The 21,491-nt window shown below is 61.4% G+C and carries 19 protein-coding genes; 13 read left to right on the top strand and 6 right to left on the bottom strand.

The annotated features are described in order from the left end of the window. The first annotated feature begins 35 nt into the window (after positions 1 to 35). Positions 36 to 506 carry a prepilin peptidase gene (locus ACRRSD_RS18640; protein WP_435034617.1) on the top strand — a complete coding sequence of 157 codons (471 nt, stop codon included), beginning with the start codon at positions 36 to 38 and terminating at the stop codon, positions 504 to 506. A 124-nt stretch (positions 507 to 630) separates the two neighbouring features. Next, positions 631 to 1,404 (top strand): response regulator transcription factor, encoded by a 774-nt coding sequence (locus ACRRSD_RS18645; protein WP_435034618.1) that lies wholly within the window; start codon positions 631 to 633, stop codon positions 1,402 to 1,404. A gap of 32 nt (positions 1,405 to 1,436) precedes the next feature. Here ACRRSD_RS18645 and ACRRSD_RS18650 read toward each other — a convergent pair whose 3' ends face one another. Together ACRRSD_RS18650 and ACRRSD_RS18655 are read right to left on the bottom strand one after the other, a co-directional pair. Continuing rightward, positions 1,437 to 1,853 carry a response regulator gene (locus ACRRSD_RS18650; protein WP_435034620.1) on the bottom strand — a complete coding sequence of 139 codons (417 nt, stop codon included), beginning with the start codon at positions 1,851 to 1,853 and terminating at the stop codon, positions 1,437 to 1,439. A gap of 71 nt (positions 1,854 to 1,924) precedes the next feature. After that, complete coding sequence (locus tag ACRRSD_RS18655; protein ID WP_435034622.1) at positions 1,925 to 2,134, bottom strand: Flp family type IVb pilin; 210 nt, start codon at positions 2,132 to 2,134, stop codon at positions 1,925 to 1,927. Positions 2,135 to 2,471: 337 nt separating this feature from the next. Here ACRRSD_RS18655 and cpaB point away from each other — a divergent pair, with 337 nt between their 5' ends. From cpaB to ACRRSD_RS18700, 9 genes are all read left to right on the top strand, one after another. Beyond that, a complete protein-coding gene (cpaB, locus tag ACRRSD_RS18660; RefSeq protein ID WP_435034623.1) occupies positions 2,472 to 3,419 on the top strand; it encodes a Flp pilus assembly protein CpaB in 948 nt (315 codons plus the stop codon). Positions 3,420 to 3,440: 21 nt separating this feature from the next. Next, a complete protein-coding gene (locus ACRRSD_RS18665) occupies positions 3,441 to 4,712 on the top strand; it encodes a type II and III secretion system protein family protein (protein WP_435034624.1) in 1,272 nt (423 codons plus the stop codon). Continuing rightward, entirely contained in the window at positions 4,709 to 5,899 is a 1,191-nt protein-coding gene (locus ACRRSD_RS18670) for a pilus assembly protein (protein ID WP_435034625.1), read from the top strand. The genes ACRRSD_RS18665 and ACRRSD_RS18670 overlap by 4 nt, the downstream gene beginning before the upstream one ends. After that, the gene (locus ACRRSD_RS18675) at positions 5,896 to 7,167 is read left to right on the top strand and encodes a CpaF family protein (protein WP_435034626.1); all 1,272 of its coding nucleotides are present in this window, start codon (positions 5,896 to 5,898) and stop codon (positions 7,165 to 7,167) included. Before ACRRSD_RS18670 ends, ACRRSD_RS18675 begins: the two co-directional genes overlap by 4 nt. Positions 7,168 to 7,177: 10 nt before the next feature. Next, positions 7,178 to 8,062, top strand: a complete 885-nt coding sequence (locus ACRRSD_RS18680) for a type II secretion system F family protein (protein WP_435034627.1) — start codon at positions 7,178 to 7,180, stop codon at positions 8,060 to 8,062. After that, positions 8,059 to 8,949 (top strand): type II secretion system F family protein, encoded by an 891-nt coding sequence (locus tag ACRRSD_RS18685; protein WP_435034629.1) that lies wholly within the window; start codon positions 8,059 to 8,061, stop codon positions 8,947 to 8,949. Before ACRRSD_RS18680 ends, ACRRSD_RS18685 begins: the two co-directional genes overlap by 4 nt. Positions 8,950 to 8,959: 10 nt before the next feature. Further along, positions 8,960 to 9,649, top strand: a complete 690-nt coding sequence (locus tag ACRRSD_RS18690) for a tetratricopeptide repeat protein (protein ID WP_435034631.1) — start codon at positions 8,960 to 8,962, stop codon at positions 9,647 to 9,649. Positions 9,650 to 9,660: 11 nt separating this feature from the next. After that, positions 9,661 to 9,933 (top strand): DUF3613 domain-containing protein, encoded by a 273-nt coding sequence (locus tag ACRRSD_RS18695; protein WP_435034632.1) that lies wholly within the window; start codon positions 9,661 to 9,663, stop codon positions 9,931 to 9,933. 186 nt (positions 9,934 to 10,119) lie between these two features. Continuing rightward, complete coding sequence (locus ACRRSD_RS18700) at positions 10,120 to 12,510, top strand: autotransporter outer membrane beta-barrel domain-containing protein (RefSeq protein WP_435034633.1); 2,391 nt, start codon at positions 10,120 to 10,122, stop codon at positions 12,508 to 12,510. A 144-nt stretch (positions 12,511 to 12,654) separates the two neighbouring features. Here the strand turns inward: ACRRSD_RS18700 and ACRRSD_RS18705 are convergent, their stop codons facing one another. From ACRRSD_RS18705 to ACRRSD_RS18720, 4 genes are all read right to left on the bottom strand, one after another. Further along, positions 12,655 to 14,325, bottom strand: a complete 1,671-nt coding sequence (locus tag ACRRSD_RS18705; RefSeq protein ID WP_435034634.1) for a ShlB/FhaC/HecB family hemolysin secretion/activation protein — start codon at positions 14,323 to 14,325, stop codon at positions 12,655 to 12,657. A 134-nt stretch (positions 14,326 to 14,459) separates the two neighbouring features. Continuing rightward, a complete protein-coding gene (locus ACRRSD_RS18710; RefSeq protein ID WP_435034636.1) occupies positions 14,460 to 16,061 on the bottom strand; it encodes a collagen-like triple helix repeat-containing protein in 1,602 nt (533 codons plus the stop codon). A gap of 299 nt (positions 16,062 to 16,360) precedes the next feature. Further along, entirely contained in the window at positions 16,361 to 17,215 is an 855-nt protein-coding gene (locus ACRRSD_RS18715; RefSeq protein ID WP_435034637.1) for a MaoC family dehydratase, read from the bottom strand. Positions 17,216 to 17,217: 2 nt separating this feature from the next. After that, on the bottom strand, positions 17,218 to 18,570 hold the full coding sequence (locus ACRRSD_RS18720; protein ID WP_435034638.1) for a 3-oxoacyl-ACP reductase: 1,353 nt from the start codon (positions 18,568 to 18,570) through the stop codon (positions 17,218 to 17,220). Positions 18,571 to 18,823: 253 nt separating this feature from the next. Between ACRRSD_RS18720 and ACRRSD_RS18725 the strand changes: the two genes are divergently transcribed. Together ACRRSD_RS18725 and ACRRSD_RS18730 are read left to right on the top strand one after the other, a co-directional pair. Then, the gene (locus ACRRSD_RS18725) at positions 18,824 to 20,101 is read left to right on the top strand and encodes an acetyl-CoA C-acetyltransferase (protein WP_435034639.1); all 1,278 of its coding nucleotides are present in this window, start codon (positions 18,824 to 18,826) and stop codon (positions 20,099 to 20,101) included. A 483-nt stretch (positions 20,102 to 20,584) separates the two neighbouring features. After that, the gene (locus tag ACRRSD_RS18730) at positions 20,585 to 21,481 is read left to right on the top strand and encodes a PA4780 family RIO1-like protein kinase (protein ID WP_103306280.1); all 897 of its coding nucleotides are present in this window, start codon (positions 20,585 to 20,587) and stop codon (positions 21,479 to 21,481) included. Positions 21,482 to 21,491: the final 10 nt, after the last annotated feature.

Raw genomic sequence — 21,491 nt, forward strand, 5'->3', positions numbered from 1 at the left:
AGAATCATTCAGCCAAAACGGACGTTTTTTACCGCATGCATAGCGTTGTCTTACTCCTCTGGCTGACACTCTGCGCGGCGCAGGATGCCCGGCAGCGGCATATCGGCAACAGCCTGACCCTGGGTGTGGGCGGGTTGGCGCTGGTGTATTTGCTGAGTACCGGCAACACCTGGCTCGGTGCCGATATGGCGCAGGCGGGTTGGGCACTGTTACTGGCGCTGGCCCTCACTCTTCCCGGTTATATTTTGAAACGTTTTGGCGCGGGCGATGTGAAATTAATGACAGCCTTGGCCCTCGCGACGAACGGCACTGTGCTGCTCGGCGCGTTTATCGGCGCGGCGCTGTCCAGCCTCATCTGGATCCTGCTGGTGCCAAAACTCTGGCCGCATATGGGTCAATGGCTTAGAGAACATCTTCGATATCTGGGCCCACCCCTGTCAAAAAAGCTGCCATTTGCACCGTTCGTGCTGATCGGGACAATCCTGACTCTGTATTGGATCCATTAGTCGCGCAGCGCCACTACTGCTATGTACATAGTAGGAAAGTGGGTCTACTTTCAAATCAACGTTGTACAGCCTCGCGCTGTCAGTACAGGAACGGTCAGCCTTTGGCCTGGGCATGGAGTGGCAAGTGAACAAGCTTACGTCTGCGATAAAGGTTCTGGTGGTCGACGATCAGCCGCTGATCGTCGAGGAACTCTGCGAATTCATCGAAAGCAGCGGCTACCACTGCGTGCCGTGCGAATCGAGCAATCAGGCGATCGAGCAATTCGTCCGAGATCCCGCCATCGGCCTGGTGCTGTGTGACCTGCATATGCCGGACATGGACGGCATTCAACTGGTGCAGGAACTGCAGCGGCTGTCCGGCAAACATCGGGTATTCGAAGCCATCATGCTGACCGGACGTGCCGACAAGCAGGACGTGATCAAGGCCTTGCGCGCCGGTATCGCCGACTACTACCAGAAACCGATCGACCTGGGTGAACTGCTCGAAGGTCTGCAGCGCCAGGAAGCAGTCTTGCAGGAGCGGCAGAAGACCCTGCATCTGGGCCATCTGAATCAGAAGCTGCAATACCTCTCCGAGTCGATCGACGACCTCTACCACGATCTCGACAAAGTACGCCGTGCTCCCGCGCCCGTGAGTGACGAAGCGCCGGGGGATGTCGAAGGCGTAGAGATACCGGCGATTTTCAATCAGCTGTCACCACGTCAGCTCGATGTCGCCCGATTGGTGGGGAAGGGCCAGACCAACTATCAGATCGCGTGTGAGTTGGGCATTACCGAGAACACGGTGAAGCTTTATGTCTCGCAAGTGCTGCGTCTGACGCACATGCATAACCGCACCCAACTGGCGCTGGCGTTGTCACCCGGCAACTCGGGACGGCAACGGGTCACCGCGCACTAACGGCGACTGCATCACCCCGGCACTGACCGGGGTCATTGACCTTGAACAAGATTGAGCTTGGGCTTGGGAAACAGGTTGTCCAGGGTTTCCAGCAAACGCACGTGATAGATCGGTTTGCGGAACAGGTCCAGCACCTGCAGGCGCAGCATATCGCTGACATCCTCCATGTCGGCATGCCCGGACGTGACGATCACTGGCAAGTGCTGACGCGACGTGTGTTCACGTAGACGCTTGATCAGCGACATGCCGCTTTCTTCCGGCATGCGCAGATCGGTGATCACCAGGGCGATATCGGGATGCCGGGTCAGGTGATGCAAAGCCAGTTTTACCGACGTGGCGGTGTGACAGGTGAAGCCTTCGCCCTCCAGTAACTCCGCCAGCTCCAGCAGTGCGTCCTCCTCATCGTCGACGAGGAGCAACTGCTGGCGCGGAAGCGATGAAGAGGTCATGGGCAACACCTGCAATGGACTGAGTGCTGACGGTAGAACCCAATGGCCGCATTGACAAGTCATCGGTCCAATCAGGGGGCCGGGGTCAGCGCGGTCTGGATCGAGGTCAGGATCGAGTTGACCTGAGTGCCGATGCCATTACCGAAGGTGGCAACCACCAGCGCCACCAGGCCCACCACCAGGGCATATTCGATGGCTGAAGCGCCTTCGGTTTCTTTGGCCAGGTCTTTAAAGAACGCAATCTCGGATCTGATTTTTGCAACAACGCGGGAATACGACATGGGGATTCTCCTTCGGCACGCCAGGCGTTGCGCGTTCGCAACATGATTTCCCTGTGCCAGCATCAGCATTGTCGGCATTTCTCGACCCTACAACTGTAAGAACGGATTAACACCTAAGTAGTAGTCAGCCGTTTAACGCAAAAAAACCACGTTTGGCGCTTCAGGCCTCTACTTTCGTTGGATATTTCCACCTTCGTAATGGCGTTTTGTTCGGGCTGCGCTACCGTCAAATAGCGAAATAGTTACTTGTTCATAGCTGCCTGATTGCGAAGTCATCTCGTTGGAAGTCACGGGTCATTGCATAAGAGACAAGCGCAGCGGGAAAGGGAGAGCCGTCATGAACAGTCGCGTCACTCTGGGTCTGGCCGGGTTGTTCCTGGTGGGCGCCATCATCGCCGGATATTGGGGACTCACATTGAGCCGGCCGCCAGTGACCGAACCGGTCGCGGCACCCGTGGCGGCGCCTGCCGTTGCGCCCGCCGTCCAGCCTGAACCTGTGGAAGACCCCACGCGCCAACCCGTCGTCGTGCTGCTGCGCGATATCGCCCCCTTCGTGAAGATCACCGCGACTGACGTTGCCGTGGAAAAACTGCGCACGGCGCCCGCCGGCAGTCTGAGCAAAATCGAACAGGTGGTTGGCCGTACGCCGTGGCGGCCGTTGAGCGCCGGCAGTTGGCTGAATGACGAAAGCTTCGAGCCGGGCAGCCAACTGGCGCGGATGATCCGCCCCGGTGAGCGCGCACTGGCCGTGGCCGTGGATGAAGTGATCACTGCCGGCGGGCAGTTGGCACCCGGTGATTATGTCGATGTGCTGCTGTTTTTGCGCAGGGACGAAAGCAATCCGCAGGCCTCGGCACAACTGGTGGTGCCGGCCGTGCGCGTGCTGGGTGTCGGCAGTCAGATGGGCCTGACCAACGATGGTCAACCTGCCGGCCCGGCGCGCAGTGACGACGAACGCCTGAAGCAGGAACAACAACGCATGGCCGCACGCAGCGTGGTGCTGGCTGTGCCTGAAACGTTGCTCAGTCGTTTGATGCTGGCCTCGGGTGCTGGAGTGTTGCGCCTCGCGGTGCGCAGCGCCGATGAGCAGCAACTGACGAAATACTGGGCCGGTGAAAACGATGCCGCCACACGTCTCGACACGCCTCGGCGGGAGCTGCTGGACTTCAGCCAATTGTCCCTGACGGCGTCACCCAGACCGATGGCTATGGCCGGGCAACCGGCTGCGCGCAAACCGACCGTGGAAGTCATCCGCGGTGCCGAAAACGCTCAACCCACTCCCTGATTCGAGCAAGGACGCCTTTACATGCGCACACGCTTTACGCCCCTGTTCAACGGCTTGCTGCGGGCCTCACTGCTGAGCGTCGCCTCGATCGGCAGCGCCGCCGCTGCCGCAGGTAACTGCGCCGCGCTCGGCCCACTGCCCGCAACGCTGGAAGTTGGTGAAGGCTTGCAACAGGCGCTGCAATCCCCCGTGGCGATCACCCGGGTGGCGGTGGGCGACCCGAAAATTGCCGACGTGCGCGTAACGGGCGATCAGGGCATTCTGCTCACCGGCGTCGCGCCCGGCGCCACTACGCTGATGATCTGGAGTGCCTGCGCAAGCACCCCGCGCCAGAGCATGGTGTTCGTGCAAGGCAAGGCGAGTGCGGCGATGACGGCCGTTGCGCTGCCGGCGACGGGCGACCCGAATTTGCCTTCGCAAGTGCAGACCGATATCCGCTTCGTCGAAGTCAGCCGGACCAAACTCAAGGAAGCGGGCACCTCGATCTACGGCAAAGGCTCGAACAATTTCCTTTTCGGCGCACCGGGTACGGTGCCCAACACCGGAGTCACACCCGGTGTCGTGCCATTGGCCAACATTGACCCGCGCATCGCGGTGCCGAGCATCCCGCTGGCCAATGATATGTTCAACATCGTCTGGGGCGGCGGCAGCAGCAAATTCCTCGGTATCGTCAACGCTCTGGAAGGCAGCGGTTTCGCCTACACCCTGGCGCGGCCAAGTCTGGTGGCGCTGAGCGGGCAAAGCGCGAGCTTCCTTGCCGGCGGTGAAATCCCGATCCCGGTGCCAAGCTCCAACAGCAACAGTTATTCCATCGAGTACAAGGAATTCGGCATCCGCCTGACCCTGACCCCGACAGTGGTCAGCAATGATCGCATTGCTCTGAAAGTGGCACCGGAAGTCAGCGAGCTGGATTACAACAACGGTGTGACCATCGGCGGCACCAAGGTGCCGGCGTTCACCATCCGGCGCACCGACACCAGCATCTCTCTGGCCGATGGCGAGAGCTTCGTGATCAGCGGCCTGATCAGCACGCAAAACGCCTCTCAGGTGAACAAGTTTCCCGGCCTGGGTGACATCCCGATACTCGGCGCCTTTTTTCGCAACTCCTCGATCAATCGCGAAGAACGCGAGTTGCTGATGATCGTCACGCCGCACCTGGTTCAGCCATTGGCAGTCAATGCGCCATTGCCGTCGCTGCCGGGGGAAAAACTGCGCAACTACGACCCGAACTGGTATCGCCTGTACTTCCTCGAAAACGGCAACTTCGATAAACGCAGTGGGTTATCGCAATGAGCCAGAGCCTCAGCCAGACCTTCCTCGCCATCACCCGCAACGACACCGATCTTGAGTGGCTGCAAGGCGCGCTGGCGCCCCTCGGTCAAGTGGTCAGCGCCGGTGGCGGCAGCCTTGACGAGTTGCTGGCGCTGGTCGATGTGACCTTCGCCAGCCTGGTGTTCGTGGGGCTCGATCGCGATCATCTGGTCGCGCAAAGCGCCTTGATCGAAGGTGTACTGGAAGCCAAGCCGATGCTCGCTATCGTCGCCCTCGGCGACGGCATGGACAATCAGCTTGTGCTGAACGCGATGCGCGCTGGCGCTCGGGATTTCGTCGCCTACGGCTCGCGCTCCAGTGAGGTCGCCGGGCTGGTGCGGCGCTTGAGCAAACGCCTGCCGCCAGTGACGCCGAATGCCCAGCTCGGCGGTTTGACCGTGCTCTACGGGGTGCAAAGCAACGCCGACGGCGCGCTGCTGGCCAACCACATGGCGCTGGTGGTGCAGAAGAGCGGCCAGCAAACGTTGCTGCTGGATCTGGGCTTGCCGCGCGGGGACAGCCTGGCCCTGCTCGGGCTTGAGAGCTCGTTCCACTTCGGCGATGCGTTGCGCCACTTGCGACGTCTCGACGCGACCCTGATCGACAGCGCCTTCACCAGCGCCGAAGCGGGCCTGCGCATTCTTGCTTACGCCGCTGGCGACGAGCCGCTGGAGCGCACCAGTGCCGCCGAGTTGTACATGTTGCTTAGCGCGTTGCGCCAACACTTCCAGCACATTGTCGTCAACCTCACCGGCCAGCCCGACAGTGAAGCGCTGCGCACCTTCGTCAGTCATTGCGACAAGCTGTTGTGGTACACCGATCAGAACGTGCTCGACTGCCGGCGCAACCTCGCCGTGCTCAATCTGTGGCGCGAAAAAGGCATGAAACTCGATCACGGCCGGCTGCTGGTGGATCGCTATCTGCGCAACGTCACACCGGACTCCGACACCCTCGGCAAGACCTTCGGCCTGGAGGTGATCGCCGTGCTCGCCTACAGTCCGGAGATCCGCCTCAACGCCAAGAACCAGGGCGTCACCCTGTTCGAACTGGCCCCGCGTGAAGCCATCAGCCAAAGCCTGCGCACCCTCGGCGAACGCCTGGCGAAACGCTCCGAAGGCCTGGCCAAGACCAAAGCCAGCTGGTTCGATCGCTTGCGAGGCACATCATGAACAGCGAGCAACTGTTCGGCGGGCCGCAGCGTCATGCCGCCGGCAATAGCGACCACGACGGTTTGAAACTGGTGTTGCACCGCTACATCATCGACGCCATCGAAGAGTCCGGGAAAAATCTGCTGGAGGGTTCGCGGCAGGTGCTTTCGCAGTTCGTCATCGACAAGGTCGCCGAGTACATCGCGCGCCTGCACCTGGCGATTTCCCGTTACGAGATGGAGCGTCTGGCGGAAGAAATCGTCGATGAGCTGACCGGTTTCGGTCCGCTGGAAGTGTTGCTGCGCGACAACGCGGTCACCGAGATTCTGGTCAACGGCCCGCACCGGGTATTCATCGAACGCGACGGCGTGCTGCATCTGAGCGACTTGCGTTTTATCGATGCGCATCACGTCGAACGGGTCATGCAGCGCATTCTTGCACCGCTCGGGCGGCGTCTCGACGAGTCGTCGCCGATGGTCGATGCGCGCCTGCCGGATGGCAGCCGGGTCAACGCGATCATCCCGCCGATCGCCCTCGACGGGCCGTGTCTGTCGATCCGCAAATTCCGCAAGGACATGCTCAAGAGCACGGACCTGATGGCGATGCAAACCATCGATCAGGCGATTTATGACTTCATCCAGGAAGCGGTGGGCAAACGCTGCAACATTCTCATCAGTGGCGGCACCGGCACCGGTAAAACCACCTTGCTGAACATCCTCAGTCAGTTGATCAATCCTCACGAGCGCCTCGTCACCATCGAAGACGTTGCCGAGTTGCAACTCGGCCACCCGCACGTTGTGCGCCTGGAAACCCGCCCGCCGAACGCCGAGGGCCATGGTGAAGTAAAGGCCAGCGACTTGATCCGCAACGCCCTGCGCATGCGTCCCGACCGGATCATCCTCGGGGAAATTCGCGGCGTCGAAGTGGTCGATGTGCTGACGGCGATGAACACCGGTCACGATGGCTCGATGAGCACCGTACACGCCAACAATGCCCAGGACGCCTTGTTGCGCCTGGAAACCCTGGTCGGCCTGACTGGCCGCACCATTGCCGAACGCACCCTGCGGCAGATGATCTGCGCAGCGCTGGATGTGGTCATTCAACTGACGCGCATGCCCGATGGCCGGCGCTGCGTCAGTGAAGTGGTTGAAGTGGTCGGCGTGCGCGATGACGTCTACGTCACCAATACCCTGTTCCGTCTCGACCGGCGCACGGGCTTCGGTTTTCTGCGCGAGGCGGTCAACCCGGCGGGCGACAAGTTGCGCCGCGAACCGACGCTCGCGCACTGAGGGCCATGGCATGCTCAAACCGCTGCTGCTGATCGTGATTTGCCTGACCTTGCTCGGGCTGTCACTGCGCCTGTTCTACAACGGCTTGCGTCAGAGCGGCGCCGAGCGGGTGCTCGACCGGCTCAATCAGGGACAACCGCAAATGACCGCGCCGGCGTCACGTTGGGCGGGGCTGGAGCGGGCATTTTTGCGCGCAGGACTGGGCCGGCCGACAGACCGTCTCGGCCTCTGGCTGCTGCTGTGGGCGCTGGTCATGTTGCTGGGTTTCGCCCTGCTCGGATGGGTCGGTTTGCTCGTGTTGCTCATCGTGCCGCCGCTGGCCGTGCGCGGCTATGTCAGTTGGCGTTACCAGCGCCGTTTGCGGCGCATGATCGAGCAATTGCCGCCGTTGCTCGACCACACCGTGCGCAGCCTCAAGTCCGGGCGCACCCTCGCCGATGCGGTGCTCGGCGCCATTGAGGCCAGTGACAATCCGTTGCAAGACGCGATGGGGCGGATCCAGCGCAACGTCCAGCTGGGCGTGAGCCTGCCGGACGCGGCGTCGGATCTGGCTGAGCTGTATGAGCGCGATGAGTTTCGCCTGTTCGCCCTCGGCCTCAAGGTCAATCATCGCTACGGCGGTAACGCCAGCGAGCTGCTGGAAAACCTGATCAAGGTGATTCGCGAGCGCGACCAGGCCTCCCGGCAGTTACGTGCCATGACCGGTGAAACACGCCTGACTGCGTGGGTGCTGGGCCTGCTGCCGATCATCATGGCCGGGTACTTCCTGATGGCCAATCCGGTTTATCTGGTCGCCATGTGGCACGACCCGTCCGGACAGCGCATGCTGGCCACGGCGTTCGGCATGCAGGTGGTGGGCAGTCTTTTGCTCTGGCGGATGTTGCGCAGCCTATGACGACGCCTCTGATGATCAGCGCCTTGCTGTTGCTTGGCGCGGCACTGTTACTGCTCAGCAGCCTGTTGGAGCAGCGCCGCCGTGCCCGCCTGATCAGTCGTCGGCTGGAAGGTGACCTGCTGCGGCAAAACCGGTTCGGCAACCTCCTGCAAGTGTTGGGTGACAGCAAAGTCGGCCAGCACAGCGTCAAGCTCGATAACGAAACCCAAGCCCTGCTCAACCGCCTCGGATGGCGCAGCGCCCGCCAGCGTTCGTTGTTCGCGGCCTGTCAGATCGGCGCGCCGCTATTGCTGCTGGCGCTGACGGTGCTGGTGCAGTCGGTGTTTTTTCCCGCGGTGGAAAGGCAGTGGATCGCGCCGCTGTTCGCCCTCGGCGTCGGTTACCTGTTGCCCAAACGGCTGTTGGTGATTGCGGTCGGTCGGCGGCAGAAACAACTGGCGAGCGAGATCGGCACCTTCATTCCGCTGCTGCGCATCCTCTTCGAATCCGGCATGGCCGTGGAGCAGGCACTGCGTGTGCTCAGCCACGAAGGCCAAGCCTTGCTGCCGGTGCTGACCCAGGAACTGCGGCTGGTGCTGGCGCGGGTCGACTCCGGCCTTGAACTGGGTGAAGAACTGAACAAGGCCGCGCAATTGCTGGCGGTCGATGAGTTCACCGACACCTGCGTGATCCTCCAGCAATTGCTGTATCAGGGTGGCGGCGCGATGAAGTCGCTGCTGTCGCTCAAGCAACTGCTCGATGACCGGCGCCTGACGCGCCTGCAGGAATACATATCGAAGATGTCGGCAAAAATGTCCGTCGTGATGATGCTGTTTCTCTTCCCGGCGTTATTGATTGTCCTCGCCGGCCCGGGCTTCACCGCCCTGGCGAAAGCGTTGGGTGCCTGAAGGAGTAGTAATGAAAGCAATGATTGCGGGTGCATGTCTTCTGTTGCTCGGTGGCTGTGCCAACACCGGGCAGAACCCTTGGGAGGCGCTGACCAGCAGCGCCAGTTGCGGCAAGCTGAGTTCCGATCAGCAGTTGTCGCTGAACCTCGCCGATGACATGGCCAATGACGGCAAACTGCACGCCAGCCTGGCCAACCTGCAAAGCCTGCCGGATAACCTCGCTGATGTGCGTTTGCGCAAGGCCAAGGTCTATCGACTGCTCGGGCGCAGCGAGGCTGAACCGTTGTATCGCAGCTTGCTCGGCACCTGCCTGGCGGCCGAGGCCGAGCATGGACTGGGCCAGCTCGCCGCCGCCAGATCCGACTACGGTCAGGCTCAGGCGCACCTGCAACGCGCGGCGCGGCTGGCGCCGACCGACGAAAAAATCCGCAACGATCTGGGCGTGGTGTACCTCAACCAGTTGCGCATCGACGACGCCCGTTTCGAATTCCTCACCGCCATGGAGCTCAAGCAGAGTGATCGACTGGCGGCGCTCAATCTGGTGACGCTGTTGCTGTATCAGGATGACTGGAACCGCGCAGCCGAACTGGTCAGCCGTCTCGGCTTGAGTCCGGCGCAATTCAGCGAGGCGCAGAGCCGCGCGGAAAAACTCAAAGTGCCGGGCCGCTCCACCGCTGCCGTCACGGCGATGCTCAAATAAGGAGAACTGCGATGAAAGCCACGCTGCTTTGCCTCGGCCTGCTGGCCTTGCCGCTCGCCAGCCACGCCATCGACGCCGGCCCGGCTTCGGCCCAGCAACAGGAAACCGAAGGCTGGCTGCAACTGCAGGCGCGCAACAAAGTGGCCTCGCCGAAGATCCAGACCGTTACGCCCGCGGAACGCGAGGAGGCCATGCAGCGCTGGCTGAAAAGCTACCAGCATGAAATCCCGCAGTTTTTCGATCAGGAGCAGGGCGGCAAGGTCGACAGTGGGTCGGGGGGCTGAGCCCTTCCGTCGGGGTATCTGAAAATTGACGCCATCTCGTTGACTTTTTGATGGTGTCGAAATGATGGCTCGTGTAAATTCCCCCGCGCTCAGGCCAGACCATCTGGCGGGCCGGTAGGGATGCCTGAACGATTATGTGAACCCTGCTGAAACTGTTTTTCATGTTTTGGAAGGGATTTTCCTTTGATGACCTCTCGCGTGCGCCATTCGTTACTGGCGCTGTCTATTGCTGCCGCCATCCTGCATGCCGGTTCCGCCACTGCCGATTCCAATTTCGACATCAGCAGTGCACCGCTCGATAGCACCCTGCTGAACACGACCAATCTGGTCGAATTGCATGGCAATTTGAACGCCACGCCGCTAGCGGCGCCCGGGCTGACCTTCGGTGCACAGTTCATGGGACTGAGGGCGCGGCAGTTGCGCAACAACGACAGCATCCGTATTGACGGCGCCACCCATGGCGTGGGGATCAACATCGGCGCCTCCGGTGCAGTGGCGACCAATATTGCGTTCGGCTTGATCAACAGCGGCTCGATTGCGGTTCACGGGTTGACGGGGACTGGTAGTTCCACGGGTATTTCCGATGTTGGGAGCACACTCGGTAACTTCGTCATGAACGATGGCAGTATCGAAGTCAGTGGCGCCAATGCCAGTGGCGTGATGCTGGTCCACACCAAAAGCAGCGGATTCAGCAACCGCGGCACCATCAGCGCCAGCGGTACGGATGCCGTGGGATTGTTTCTCGACGGTGCCACTGTCCAGAGCGCGATCAGCAACGACGGCACTATTCGCGCCACCGGTAGCGATGCTGAGGCGCTCGTGCTGGAGGGGGTCACCTTCAATCGTTCGACGAACCAGAGTCTTTCCATGTTGGACAACAGCGGCACGATTTCCGGTGAGTCCATCGGTGTGCACGTGAGTGGCCAGGTGGCGGGCGGCAAACCGTTCGGCATCTACCAATTGAACGGTCTGATCGAAGGTGGCAAAGCGGCCATTCAGGTAGATGATGGCGAAAGTTATTTTGACTTCTTTGGCGGCACCGTGAGGGGCGACCTGCTGGGGCTGTCCGGTGTGAAAATCGACGGCGATGCGATCTTTGACGGTTCGGTTATCAAGTCCGGTTACGTCACGATCCAGGAGGGCACGTTGACCCTGGTGCGCCCGCACACCACGATCATCGGCGACTTCGACATGGAGGAAGCCAACTCGGTGCTGGAGATGTACCTGGGCAACGACACCAATCCAGCGCTACCGGTGTTGAAGGTTACGGGCACCACCGATATTGCCCCGGGTGCGCAACTGCGACTGCTGGCGCGCTCCAGTGATTTCCGCGTCACGCCCGGCGGCACGCGCTACACCTTGATCAGCTCGGGCACTCTGCTCGGTGGCAGTAACCTGACCGTAACCTCCTCTTCTGCATTGCTGGATGTGAAGAGCTTCGGCGTACAAGGCAACGACATCACCACCGTGGTGACGGCCAAGTCCGATCAGACGCTTGCCGACAACACCCTTGCGGTCGGCGGCAGTCGCAATGCGGCGACGTCGGTGGGGCGCCTGTCGGCGGTGATGTCGCGAATCGACGAACAGGATCCGGTGTTCCAGGCCTTCGCCAATGCCGGCACCGATGTCGCACTGGCGCGCCTGTCCGAATCCCTCAGCCCGGACGTCAGCCGCGGCGTGCTGCGCGCCGCCACCAACAGTCAGACGCTGGTGTCGGGTGTGATCAACGAGCGTTCCAGCCGTGCGCGCCACGCCAGCGGTTCGACCGACAAAGGCGTCTGGCTGCAAGCCTTGAGCAGCGATGCCAATCAGGACCAGCGCCACGGCGTTGCCGGTTATGACGCCGACAGCCACGGGATTGCCGTGGGCGCCGATGGTCAATTGAACGCTGACACCACGCTGGGCCTGGCCTACAGCTACCTAGATACCGACGTGAAATCCGACCTCGGCAGCAAAACCAAAGTCACCGGCCATGCGCTGACGGTCTACAGCAACTGGACGCATGACAACTGGTTCGTCGACGCCTCGCTGATGTACGGCTGGAATGACAACGAGTCCAAGCGCTACATCGCCGGCACACGTGCCAAGGGCGATTACGACAGCGATGTATTCGGCGTCTCGGCGCTGGCCGGTTACACCGTGCAGTTGAGGCCCGAAGTTGTCCTGGAGCCGCAGGTCGGTGCGCGTTACGCCAACGTGGGCATGGATGCGTATCGCGAGAAGGGCAGTGCGGCGGCATTGAATGTCGGCAGCCAGCGTTATGAAGTCGGTGAGCTGGGTTTCGGTGCGCGCCTGGCCGCCGATTTTGCGCTCGGCACCGGCAGTCTTGAACCTGAAGCGAAAGTCATGGCCTGGCATGACGTGATTGGCGACAAGGTGGCGACCTCATCCTCGTTCGTACTCGGCGGCGACTCATTCACCAGCCGCGGCACCACGCCGGTGCGCGACAGCTATGAACTGGGCCTGGGCGCCAACTATCGGATGGGCGCGTGGAGCGTCGGCGGCTCGTACAACTACGTAACGGCCAACGGTTTCAATGCCGACGGCTTTACCGCGAAGGTGCGTTACGCGTTCTGATCCGCACCACGCAAAACCTGTGGGAGCGAGCCTGCTCGCGAAGACGATGGGTCAGTCAACAGAACGGTTGGCTGACCCAGCGCTTTCGCGAGCAGGCTCGCTCCCACAGTCGTTTTGACTCAGGGCTGGCGTGCAATCCCGGCGCTACAACTGGTAACTGAAACTGATGCTGTACCGCGGCTTGCGATTGAACGTGTCCAGGGCTTCATCCGACATCGCCTTCGCCGCCTCCAGCGCAATGTTGTAGTACTTGGCATCGCCAAAGCGCAGGCCGATCGCTGCCGATGACAGGTTATTCGCCCGCACCGGCAGTTCATTGAACCAGCTGCGCGAGCGGTCGAGCACGACATACGGTTGCAGGATGCGCACCCAGTTACTCTCGCGGTTGAAGCTGTAGTTGACCTCGTACGCCACGCCCCAGCCCTTGTCGCCGGACGCTTGATCGTCGGGATAGCCGCGCCCGAAATTCTGCCCGCCGAACACCGCGCGCTCGCTGTCGGGCAGGCTGTCGTCGCTCCAGTACAGCGCGGCGGACAGCACCCCTTGCCAATTGTCGAAGAACTTGTCGCTCTGCACGCCGGACAGGCGCAGGCGAAAGAAGTCGAGGTCGATGGCGTTGTTGTTGGTTTTCGCCCCCATGCTGTCCACGCCTTGGTACACACCGCCGCTGAGGATCCGCAGTTGCCGGGCATCGGCCTTGCGCCAGTCGCTCTCGAAGGCGAGGGCGCGGACGTCGGTGCGTTCTTCGACGCTCAGCGGAAAGCCGATAACCTTGTAGCGGGTTTTGTCGTTGACCGCGTAAAGCCTTGAACCGGCCGTCAGCAGTTCGTTGGAGGCGGCAATCAGCGGCAAGGTGAAACCGATCGAGTAGCGATCGTTTTCGCGGTGCGGTTTGAGTTGCAGGCCATTGTCGAGCACGACATTGGTGCCGGGGTCGGCGCGGTAGCGGGAAGCGGACAGCGCCAGTTGTGCACCCTCGTCATTGATGAACTGGTTGTAGTCGAGCCGGTAGTAATGTTCGTGATCGTCACCCGGTGGAAACAGGCCGCTGAGGGTCAATTGCTCACCCATCGCAGTCTGCGAATTGCTGCTGACACCGAGCAGGGCCTGGGTGCCGTTGCGGTTATCTTCGGTGGTGCTCAGCGTGCTGGTGAAGGGTTTGCGACTGGCTTGGGCGACCAGCGTCGTGGCGCCATCGGTGGTGCCGGGCGGTGGCACTTGGGCCTGGATCGTCACGCCGGGGATGCGCGTCATCAACGTGGTGTAGCGCTCGAAGGTCTTGCGGGTCAGCGGTCGTTCGGTCTGGATTTTCGCCGCCAGTTTGTCGAGCAGGGCTTTGACCCGACCGACATCGCCCTGGATCTGGATATCGCGCACGTAGCCTTCCACCAGCACCACGCGCGCGACGCCGTCATTGAAATTTTGCTGCGGCAGGAACGCGTAGGACAGCAGATAGCCGTCCTGTTGATAGCGACGGGTAATGTTGCGCGTGGCTTCGATCAGTTCGGCGAGGGTCGCCTGCCGGCCGATCAGTGGTTTATAGATTTCGGCGATTTCGTTGAGCGGATAGAGAGTGCCGCCTTCGATCTGCACGGTTTGCAGATTGATTTTGGTGTCCATCAACAGTGGCTGCGCGGCGGCTGCACCGGCGTCTGGCACTTGCACCGGCGTGGCGCTCGGGCGATAGGCGTCGGCCGGCAGGTTGGGCACGGGCAGATTGCGGATGGTTTCGTTGCTGTTGAGAAAGCTGGGCAGGGTGTCGGCGAGGGCGGCGGAACTGAGACTGAGGAACAGCAGGGATGCCATTACGCGCATAGGACACTCCATGGTCAGATCACAGCACTGGGCTGAATTTTCCTAAGAAAAAAGGCGGAAGACTCGTGGGAATCTTCCGCCCTCAACCAAGCGTAGGCGCTGTAGGTGAGGCCGTCGAATCGGCCAGGTGCAATTTAGCGTTTGTTACCTCCCAAAGCGCCGGTCAGACCGCCAAGTACACCGCCCAGACCGCCACCGGTAGTACCCCCGCTGGTACCCCCGCTGGTACCCCCGCTGGTACCGCCGTTGACCAGACCGCCGACTGCTGCGACGGTACCGCCGACGTTTGTGACCAGGCCACCGACTGCCGTGGTCACCGGGTTGTTGGTCGCGGCAATCGCGCCACCAATATTGCTGACGGCACCGCCGACCTGGCCAGTGAGACTGGCGACTGGCGAGCCGAGACCGGTGGCGCCACCGACTTGCTGGGTCAGGTTGGTGACCGCGCTGGTGACTGGATTCAGAGCGTTGCCCAAGGCACCGCCAGCCGTGGCCAGTGTCGAGGTCGGCGCGGTGATCGGTGAACCCGAACCGCCAAGCACAGTGTTGAGCGAAGCCACCGTGTTGCCGGCCGCGGCGAGGACGTTGCCAGGCGCGGCAAGCGTGCCGTTGCCCGCCGCCAGACCTGAGCCGACATTGACCACAGCACCACCGACGGTTTGCAGCAGGCCAGTCCCACCGAGGCCGCCACCGATGCCACCGCCGGTGCCTGAACCGGTACCGTTGGACACCAGACCACCTGCCTTGCCGACCGCGGTGCCGGTATCGCTCAACGCGCCGCCAAGTGTGTTGGTCAAGGCATTGCCGTTACCTGCATCGGTGACCTTGCCGCCCAGTGTGTTCACCGCGCCACCGACTTTCGCCACCACGCCTTTGAGCGGGTCGCCCAGACCGGTCGCATCGCCCACTTTGTCAGTGGTGCTTTCAACCATCGCAATCACCGGCACCAGACTACCGCCGAGTTTGTTGGTCAGTTGGCTGGTCGGGCCGCTGCTCAGCGTGGTGTCGAGGGTATTACCGAGCATGGTGACTTTCTCGCCGACCCCATCAAGCAGCGGCGCGACTTTGGTGACCACACCGCCAACCACTGGCACGCTGCTGGTGGCAGTGGACAGCTTGGCGCTGAGGTCGGAAACGCCGTCGCCGACATCCGTCACTACACCGCCAACCGAAGCAACGGTGGTGGTCAGGCCATTAGGGTCGGTGGCCAGTTTGCCAACGCCATTGGCGACGCCATCACCCAAGGTGCTGACAACATTGCCTGCGGTGTTGGCCGCACTTTGTACGACGCCACCGACCACCGGAACAGTGCTCAGGGAGTCGCCGATCTGGCCGACGCCATCGCCGACACCCGCTACGGTATTACCGACATCCTGCACCAGCGTGGTGGTCACCAACGGTGTGGGAGTTGGATTGGTCGGGTTGGTGGGATCGGTCGGGTCCGTCGGGTTGGTTGGATTGGTCGGATTAGTCGGATCGGTGCCACCAGTGCCACCAGTGCCGCCTGTACCGCCCGTGCCACCGGTCCCGCCAGTGCCTGCGGTATCACCGCTGCCGCCCGTGCTGCCCGTGCCACCCGTATCCGATGTGCCGCCAGTCCCCGCCGTACCATCCGCCGAAGAACTGCCGGAACTGCTTTTATGACCGCCACCACCGCTGCTGCACCCGGTGAGGCCAAGGGAGAGAATCAATGCCAGAGCGATTGCCGATTTGCACCACACGCCTTGAGTTTTCATGATCGTAATTCCTTGCACCTGTGACAACGTTCGTTGACTTCGATGGCTCGCCGATCTGACGCCGGTGATGCCTTCGTCCGTTGTGCTCAATCTCAGTCCAGGAGCCGGTTTGCGACCATTCTCAAGTTGGTATTAACGCCTTTATATATAAGGTGAAGTTCAGCGCCTAAGGACTAATACCCAGGATATAGGCGGACAAAAAAAGGCCTTGATAATCAAGGCCCTGGTTTTTTCAATGGAAGGGAGAAGGACGGCGAAAACTTAAGTTATATACACACAATTAACGGTGTCCCGAGAGCTCAGGCAATCGGTTGCCACTGCCCGACCATATGCTCCAGGTTCTGTGCACCGATCAGGCGCAACTCACCACTGGACCCCGCGGCACTCGCCAGTAACGTCACCTCACTGGGCAGACGCACCGGTTTGCGAAAGTGCACAGCGATCTCGAGGTTGGCCTTGGGCAAATGATCGTTCAGGGCTGCGAGCGTTCGCGCCTTGTTCCACAAACCATGGGCGATGGCCGTTGGAAACCCAAACAGCTTGGCACTCGCTGCACTCAAGTGAATCGGGTTGTAGTCTCCGGACACTTTGGCGTACTGCCGACCGATATCCGCGGGGGCTTTCCAGCGGGCCACTTCCACCAGCGCTTGCGACGGCTCCCAAGTCTGCTCGACAGGCTCGCCCTCAAGTTTCACGCCGCGACAGAGCATCTGGCTTTCGGCTTCCCACAACGGCCCGAGTTGATCATCCAGAGAGGTCAGTAAATCGAACGTCGCGCCCTTCGGATGCGGCTGCAGGTTATGCACCCGCACGCTCACTTGCGCCCGACCGATCCCGCCCATCGGGCGCAACACGCGAATGCGGTTGCTCAGATGAATCAGCCCCAGCAGGGGAAACGGAAACTCCCTGGCGGTGAGCAGTTGCATCTGCAAGGCGAAGGCGAGGATGTGCGGATAGGTCGGCGGCAGCAGACCGTCATCGACGAATCCGCAGACCTTGCGATAGGCCGTCAGGCGCTTGCCATCGATGTCGACCCAACAGCGCAGACCGCTGTCGGGCAATTGCCTGCCAGTGATTTTGCGGCGCGTCGCCGCTCGTGCGTATAGCCCGGGCAGACTCGGTTCGCGATCCAGCGTGTGCCATTCGATGCTCATGCCTAAGCCCCCAGAACACTTTGTCCACAGACCCGCAGCGCCTGACCGGTGAACGCGCCGGTGCCCGGTTGTGCCAGCCATGCGACGGCTTCGGCGACGTCTTGCGGCAAGCCGCCCTGACCGAGCGAACTCATGCGCCGTCCGGCCTCACGCAGGCCGAACGGAATGTGCGCGGTCATCTGCGTCTCGATAAAACCGGGCGCGACGGCGTTGATGCTGATACCGCGTTCCAGCAGTGTGGGCGCCCAAGCTTGTGCCAGACCGATCAGCCCGGCCTTGCTCGCAGCGTAGTTGGTTTGCCCACGGTTGCCGGCAATGCCGCTGATCGAAGCCAGCAGAACGACCCGCGCATCATCGTGCAGCGTGCCGCTGTCGAGCAGCGCTTGAGTCAGCACTTGCGGCGCATTGAGGTTGACCGCTAGCACCGCGTCCCAGAATTCCGGGGTCATGTTGGCCAGGGTCTTGTCGCGGGTGATACCGGCGTTGTGCACCAGAATGTCGAGGCCGTCAGGCAGTTGTTCGATCAGTTGCGTGGCGGCATCGGCGGCGCAGATATCCAGAGTAATGGCGCGGCCACCGAGGCGAGCGGCGAGGGCTTCGAGGTCGGTTTTCGCCGGTGGCACGTCCAGCAGAATCACCTCGGCACCATCGCGGGCCAGCGTTTCGGCAATAGACGCGCCGATCCCGCGCGCAGCCCCGGTGACCAACGCCTTGCGTCCGGCCAAGGGGCGTGTCCAGTCAGTTACTGGCGTTGCACACGCTGTCAGGCGAATCACCTGTCCGGAGACAAACGCACTTTTTGGCGAGAGGAAAAACCGCAACGGACCTTCCAGCTGATCTTCAGCACCTTCGCCAACGTAGATCAGTTGCAGTGTGCCGCCGCTGCGCAGCTCCTTCGCCAGCGAACGGGAAAACCCTTCCAGCGCGCGTTGCGCACTGGCGGCAAACGGATCACTTAGGGTTTCCGGCGCGCGGCCAAGAATCACCAAGTGCGCGCTGTGCTCAAGGTTCTTCATTAGTGGCTGGAAGAATTCGCGCAGTTGCTTGAGCTGGTCGGTCTGCAACAGTTCGCTGGCGTCGAACACCACGGCTTTGAGCTTCGGGCCGTGGCCGGGAATCCATTCAGTGGCCGCCGCCGGTTGTTCGCCGTAACGGTAAATGCCGTCGGTCAAACGGTTGGCAAAGGCACTGATGCGCTCGGCCAATGGCCCGCCGCCGATCAGCAGTGCACCTTCCACCGGCCGCAGCCGTCCGGCCTGCCAGCGTTCCAGTCGCACCGGCGACGGCAGACCCAGCGCCCCGACCAGACGATGGCCGATGGACGAGTTGGCGAAGTCGATATAGCGGTCAGACATGGAACGCTCTCCAGAAGTTGGGGTTCAAAGTGTGGACTACCGATAGCAATCAATCGTTCGATTCACGCAATAAGGCCTACGCTAGACACTGAGGTTTAGCAGGTCTTGCAGACATGCGCGGACCTTGTGGGAGCGAGCTTGCTCGCGAAGGCGTCGTATCAGTCGGTAAAAGTGGTGAATGTGCCGCCCTCTTCGCGAGCAAGCTCGCTCCCACAGGGATTGTTTCAACCCGAATTTATCCAAGGAGTTATTCATGAGTCAGCTGCGCCGTGTCGCGATCATTGGCGGTAACCGTATCCCTTTCGCCCGTTCCAACGGGCCTTACGCCACGGCCAGCAATCAGGCGATGCTCACCGCCGCCCTTGAAGGCCTGATCGAACGCTACAACCTGCACGGCCAGCGGATCGGTGAAGTGGTGGCGGGCGCGGTGCTGAAATTGTCACGAGATATGAGCCTGACCCGTGAATGCGTGCTCGGCTCGCGCCTGTCTCCGGCCACGCCCGCCTACGACATTCAGCAAGCCTGCGGCACCGGCCTGGAAGCGGCGATCCTGGTGGCGAACAAGATCGCCCTCGGCCAGATCGAGTGCGGCATTGCCGGTGGCGTCGATACCACCTCCGACGCCCCGATCAGCGTCAGCGAAGGCCTGCGCAGAATCCTCCTGCAAGCCAACCGCGCCAGGACCACCAGCGACAAGCTGAAAACCTTTCTGCAACTGCGGCCCAAACATTTGATTCCGGATTTCCCACGCATCGGCGAACCACGCACCGGGCTGTCGATGGGCGAGCACTGTGAACTGATGGCGCAGACCTGGCAGATCCCGCGTGAAGAGCAGGATCAGCTGACCTTCGAAAGCCATCACAAACTCGCCGCGTCCTACAGCGAAGGCTGGCACAACGACCTGATGACGCCGTTCCTTGGCCTGACCCGCGACAACAATTTGCGCCCGGACTTGACCCTGGAAAAACTCACGACGTTGAAACCTGCCTTCGAAAAAAGCGCCAAAGGCACGCTGACCGCGGGCAACTCCACACCGCTGACTGATGGTGCCTCGGTGGTGCTGCTTGGCAGCGAAGAATGGGCAAAGGAACGTGGCTTGCCGATCCTCGCTTACCTGCGCGATGGCGAGGCGGCGGCGGTGGATTTCGTCAACGGCGCCGAAGGGCTACTGATGGCGCCGGTCTACGCTGTGCCGCGTTTGCTGGCGCGCAACGGGCTGACCTTGCAGGATTTCGACTACTACGAAATTCACGAGGCTTTTGCTGCGCAGGTGCTGTGCACGTTGAAGGCTTGGGAGGATCCGGAATACTGTAAAACCCGCCTGGGCCTCGACGCACCGCTAGGCTCGATCGATCGCAGCCGACTCAATGTGAAGGGCAGTTCGCTGGCGGCTGGGCATCCGTTTGCCGCGACCGGTGGGCGTATCTTGGCGAACCTGGCGAAGTTGCTGGACGCCGCAGGCAAGGGGCGGGGCCTGATCTCCATTTGCGCGGCGGGTGGGCAGGGTGTCACCGCGATTATCGAACGCTAGAAAAACCCCTCACCCTAACCCTCTCCCGGAGGGAGAGGGGACTGATTGGGGGATGTTTGAGAGATACGCCGACCTGAACGTGCTTCACCGAATCCATAATCGACGTTGTTTCAGTCAGATCGTTAGCCCTATCCATAATCGACGTGTTTCAGTCAGATGTTTATTCCAATCCATAATCGACGCGGTATTTCAGGTCGATGTATAACGCCAGACGCCTCGGTCCGCCCCCTCTCCCTCCGGGAGAGGGCTGGGGTGAGGGTAAAAGGGCTGAAACCGCAGATGTCAGATTCTGTCGCAAATGCCCTCAACGGCCGATAACAACAAACAGGCAAGGCTCGGCTATGATTCGCAGCGGTCGATTTTTCGGCACAGTGTGTGCATTCACAGGTTCACAGGTCGGCAACCCCTCCCCGTAATGCGAGGATTGCCGTATAACGAGTGACATTCGCGTGTTTGGTAATAAAGGACCCACAATAAAAGCTGATGAAGACTCCAAAACGCATTGAACCCCTGATCGAGGACGGTCTGGTCGACGAAGTGCTGCGCCCACTGATGAGTGGTAAAGAAGCAGCTGTTTATGTGGTGCGCTGCGGTAATCAGTTACGTTGCGCAAAGGTCTACAAGGAGGCGAACAAACGCAGTTTCCGCCAGGCGGCCGAGTATCAGGAAGGCCGCAAGGTCCGCAACAGCCGACAGGCTCGAGCGATGGCGAAGGGCTCCAAGTTCGGTCGCAAAGAGACCGAAGATGCCTGGCAGAACGCCGAAGTGGCGGCGCTGTTCCGTCTGGCCGGTGCCGGCGTGCGAGTGCCCAAGCCGTACGACTTCCTCGATGGCGTGCTGCTGATGGAACTGGTCGCCGACGAGTTCGGCGACGCTGCACCGCGTCTGAACGACGTGGTGCTGGAGCCGGATCAGGCGCGCGAGTATCACGCGTTCCTGATCTCGCAGATCGTGCTGATGTTGTGTACCGGTCTGGTGCACGGTGACCTCTCGGAGTTCAACGTGCTGCTGACGCCGACCGGCCCGGTCATCATCGACCTGCCGCAGGCCGTCGACGCTGCCGGCAACAACCACGCGTTCAGCATGCTGGAGCGCGATGTCGGCAACATGGCTTCGTACTTCGGCCGCTTTGCCCCGGAGTTGAAGACGACCAAGTACGCCAAGGAAATGTGGGCGTTGTACGAAGCCGGCACCTTGCACCCGAACAGTGTGCTGACCGGTGAGTTCGATGATCCGGAAGACCTGGCCGATGTCGGCGGGGTGTTGCGCGAGATCGAAGCGGCGCGCCTCGACGAGGAACGCAAGCAGGCCATCCGCGCGGCGGACGACGAGCCGAAAGGCAAGTCCGACGAGCCACCGCCACCACCGTGGATGCAGTGATTGCTTGACG

Source organism: Pseudomonas neuropathica (assembly GCF_051174785.1).
In the GTDB taxonomy this organism is placed as follows: Bacteria; Pseudomonadota; Gammaproteobacteria; order Pseudomonadales; family Pseudomonadaceae; genus Aquipseudomonas; species Aquipseudomonas neuropathica_A.

Coding starts and splice junctions, on each gene's coding strand:
- ACRRSD_RS18640 (WP_435034617.1), top strand. CDS start 36: ATGCATAGCGTTGTCTTACTCCTCTGGCTGACACTCTGCGCGGCGCAG.
- ACRRSD_RS18650 (WP_435034620.1), bottom strand. CDS start 1,853: ATGACCTCTTCATCGCTTCCGCGCCAGCAGTTGCTCCTCGTCGACGAT.
- ACRRSD_RS18655 (WP_435034622.1), bottom strand. CDS start 2,134: ATGTCGTATTCCCGCGTTGTTGCAAAAATCAGATCCGAGATTGCGTTC.
- cpaB (WP_435034623.1), top strand. CDS start 2,472: ATGAACAGTCGCGTCACTCTGGGTCTGGCCGGGTTGTTCCTGGTGGGC.
- ACRRSD_RS18665 (WP_435034624.1), top strand. CDS start 3,441: ATGCGCACACGCTTTACGCCCCTGTTCAACGGCTTGCTGCGGGCCTCA.
- ACRRSD_RS18670 (WP_435034625.1), top strand. CDS start 4,709: ATGAGCCAGAGCCTCAGCCAGACCTTCCTCGCCATCACCCGCAACGAC.
- ACRRSD_RS18675 (WP_435034626.1), top strand. CDS start 5,896: ATGAACAGCGAGCAACTGTTCGGCGGGCCGCAGCGTCATGCCGCCGGC.
- ACRRSD_RS18680 (WP_435034627.1), top strand. CDS start 7,178: ATGCTCAAACCGCTGCTGCTGATCGTGATTTGCCTGACCTTGCTCGGG.
- ACRRSD_RS18685 (WP_435034629.1), top strand. CDS start 8,059: ATGACGACGCCTCTGATGATCAGCGCCTTGCTGTTGCTTGGCGCGGCA.
- ACRRSD_RS18690 (WP_435034631.1), top strand. CDS start 8,960: ATGAAAGCAATGATTGCGGGTGCATGTCTTCTGTTGCTCGGTGGCTGT.
- ACRRSD_RS18695 (WP_435034632.1), top strand. CDS start 9,661: ATGAAAGCCACGCTGCTTTGCCTCGGCCTGCTGGCCTTGCCGCTCGCC.
- ACRRSD_RS18700 (WP_435034633.1), top strand. CDS start 10,120: ATGACCTCTCGCGTGCGCCATTCGTTACTGGCGCTGTCTATTGCTGCC.
- ACRRSD_RS18705 (WP_435034634.1), bottom strand. CDS start 14,325: ATGCGCGTAATGGCATCCCTGCTGTTCCTCAGTCTCAGTTCCGCCGCC.
- ACRRSD_RS18710 (WP_435034636.1), bottom strand. CDS start 16,061: ATGAAAACTCAAGGCGTGTGGTGCAAATCGGCAATCGCTCTGGCATTG.
- ACRRSD_RS18715 (WP_435034637.1), bottom strand. CDS start 17,215: ATGAGCATCGAATGGCACACGCTGGATCGCGAACCGAGTCTGCCCGGG.
- ACRRSD_RS18720 (WP_435034638.1), bottom strand. CDS start 18,570: ATGTCTGACCGCTATATCGACTTCGCCAACTCGTCCATCGGCCATCGT.
- ACRRSD_RS18725 (WP_435034639.1), top strand. CDS start 18,824: ATGAGTCAGCTGCGCCGTGTCGCGATCATTGGCGGTAACCGTATCCCT.
- ACRRSD_RS18730 (WP_103306280.1), top strand. CDS start 20,585: ATGAAGACTCCAAAACGCATTGAACCCCTGATCGAGGACGGTCTGGTC.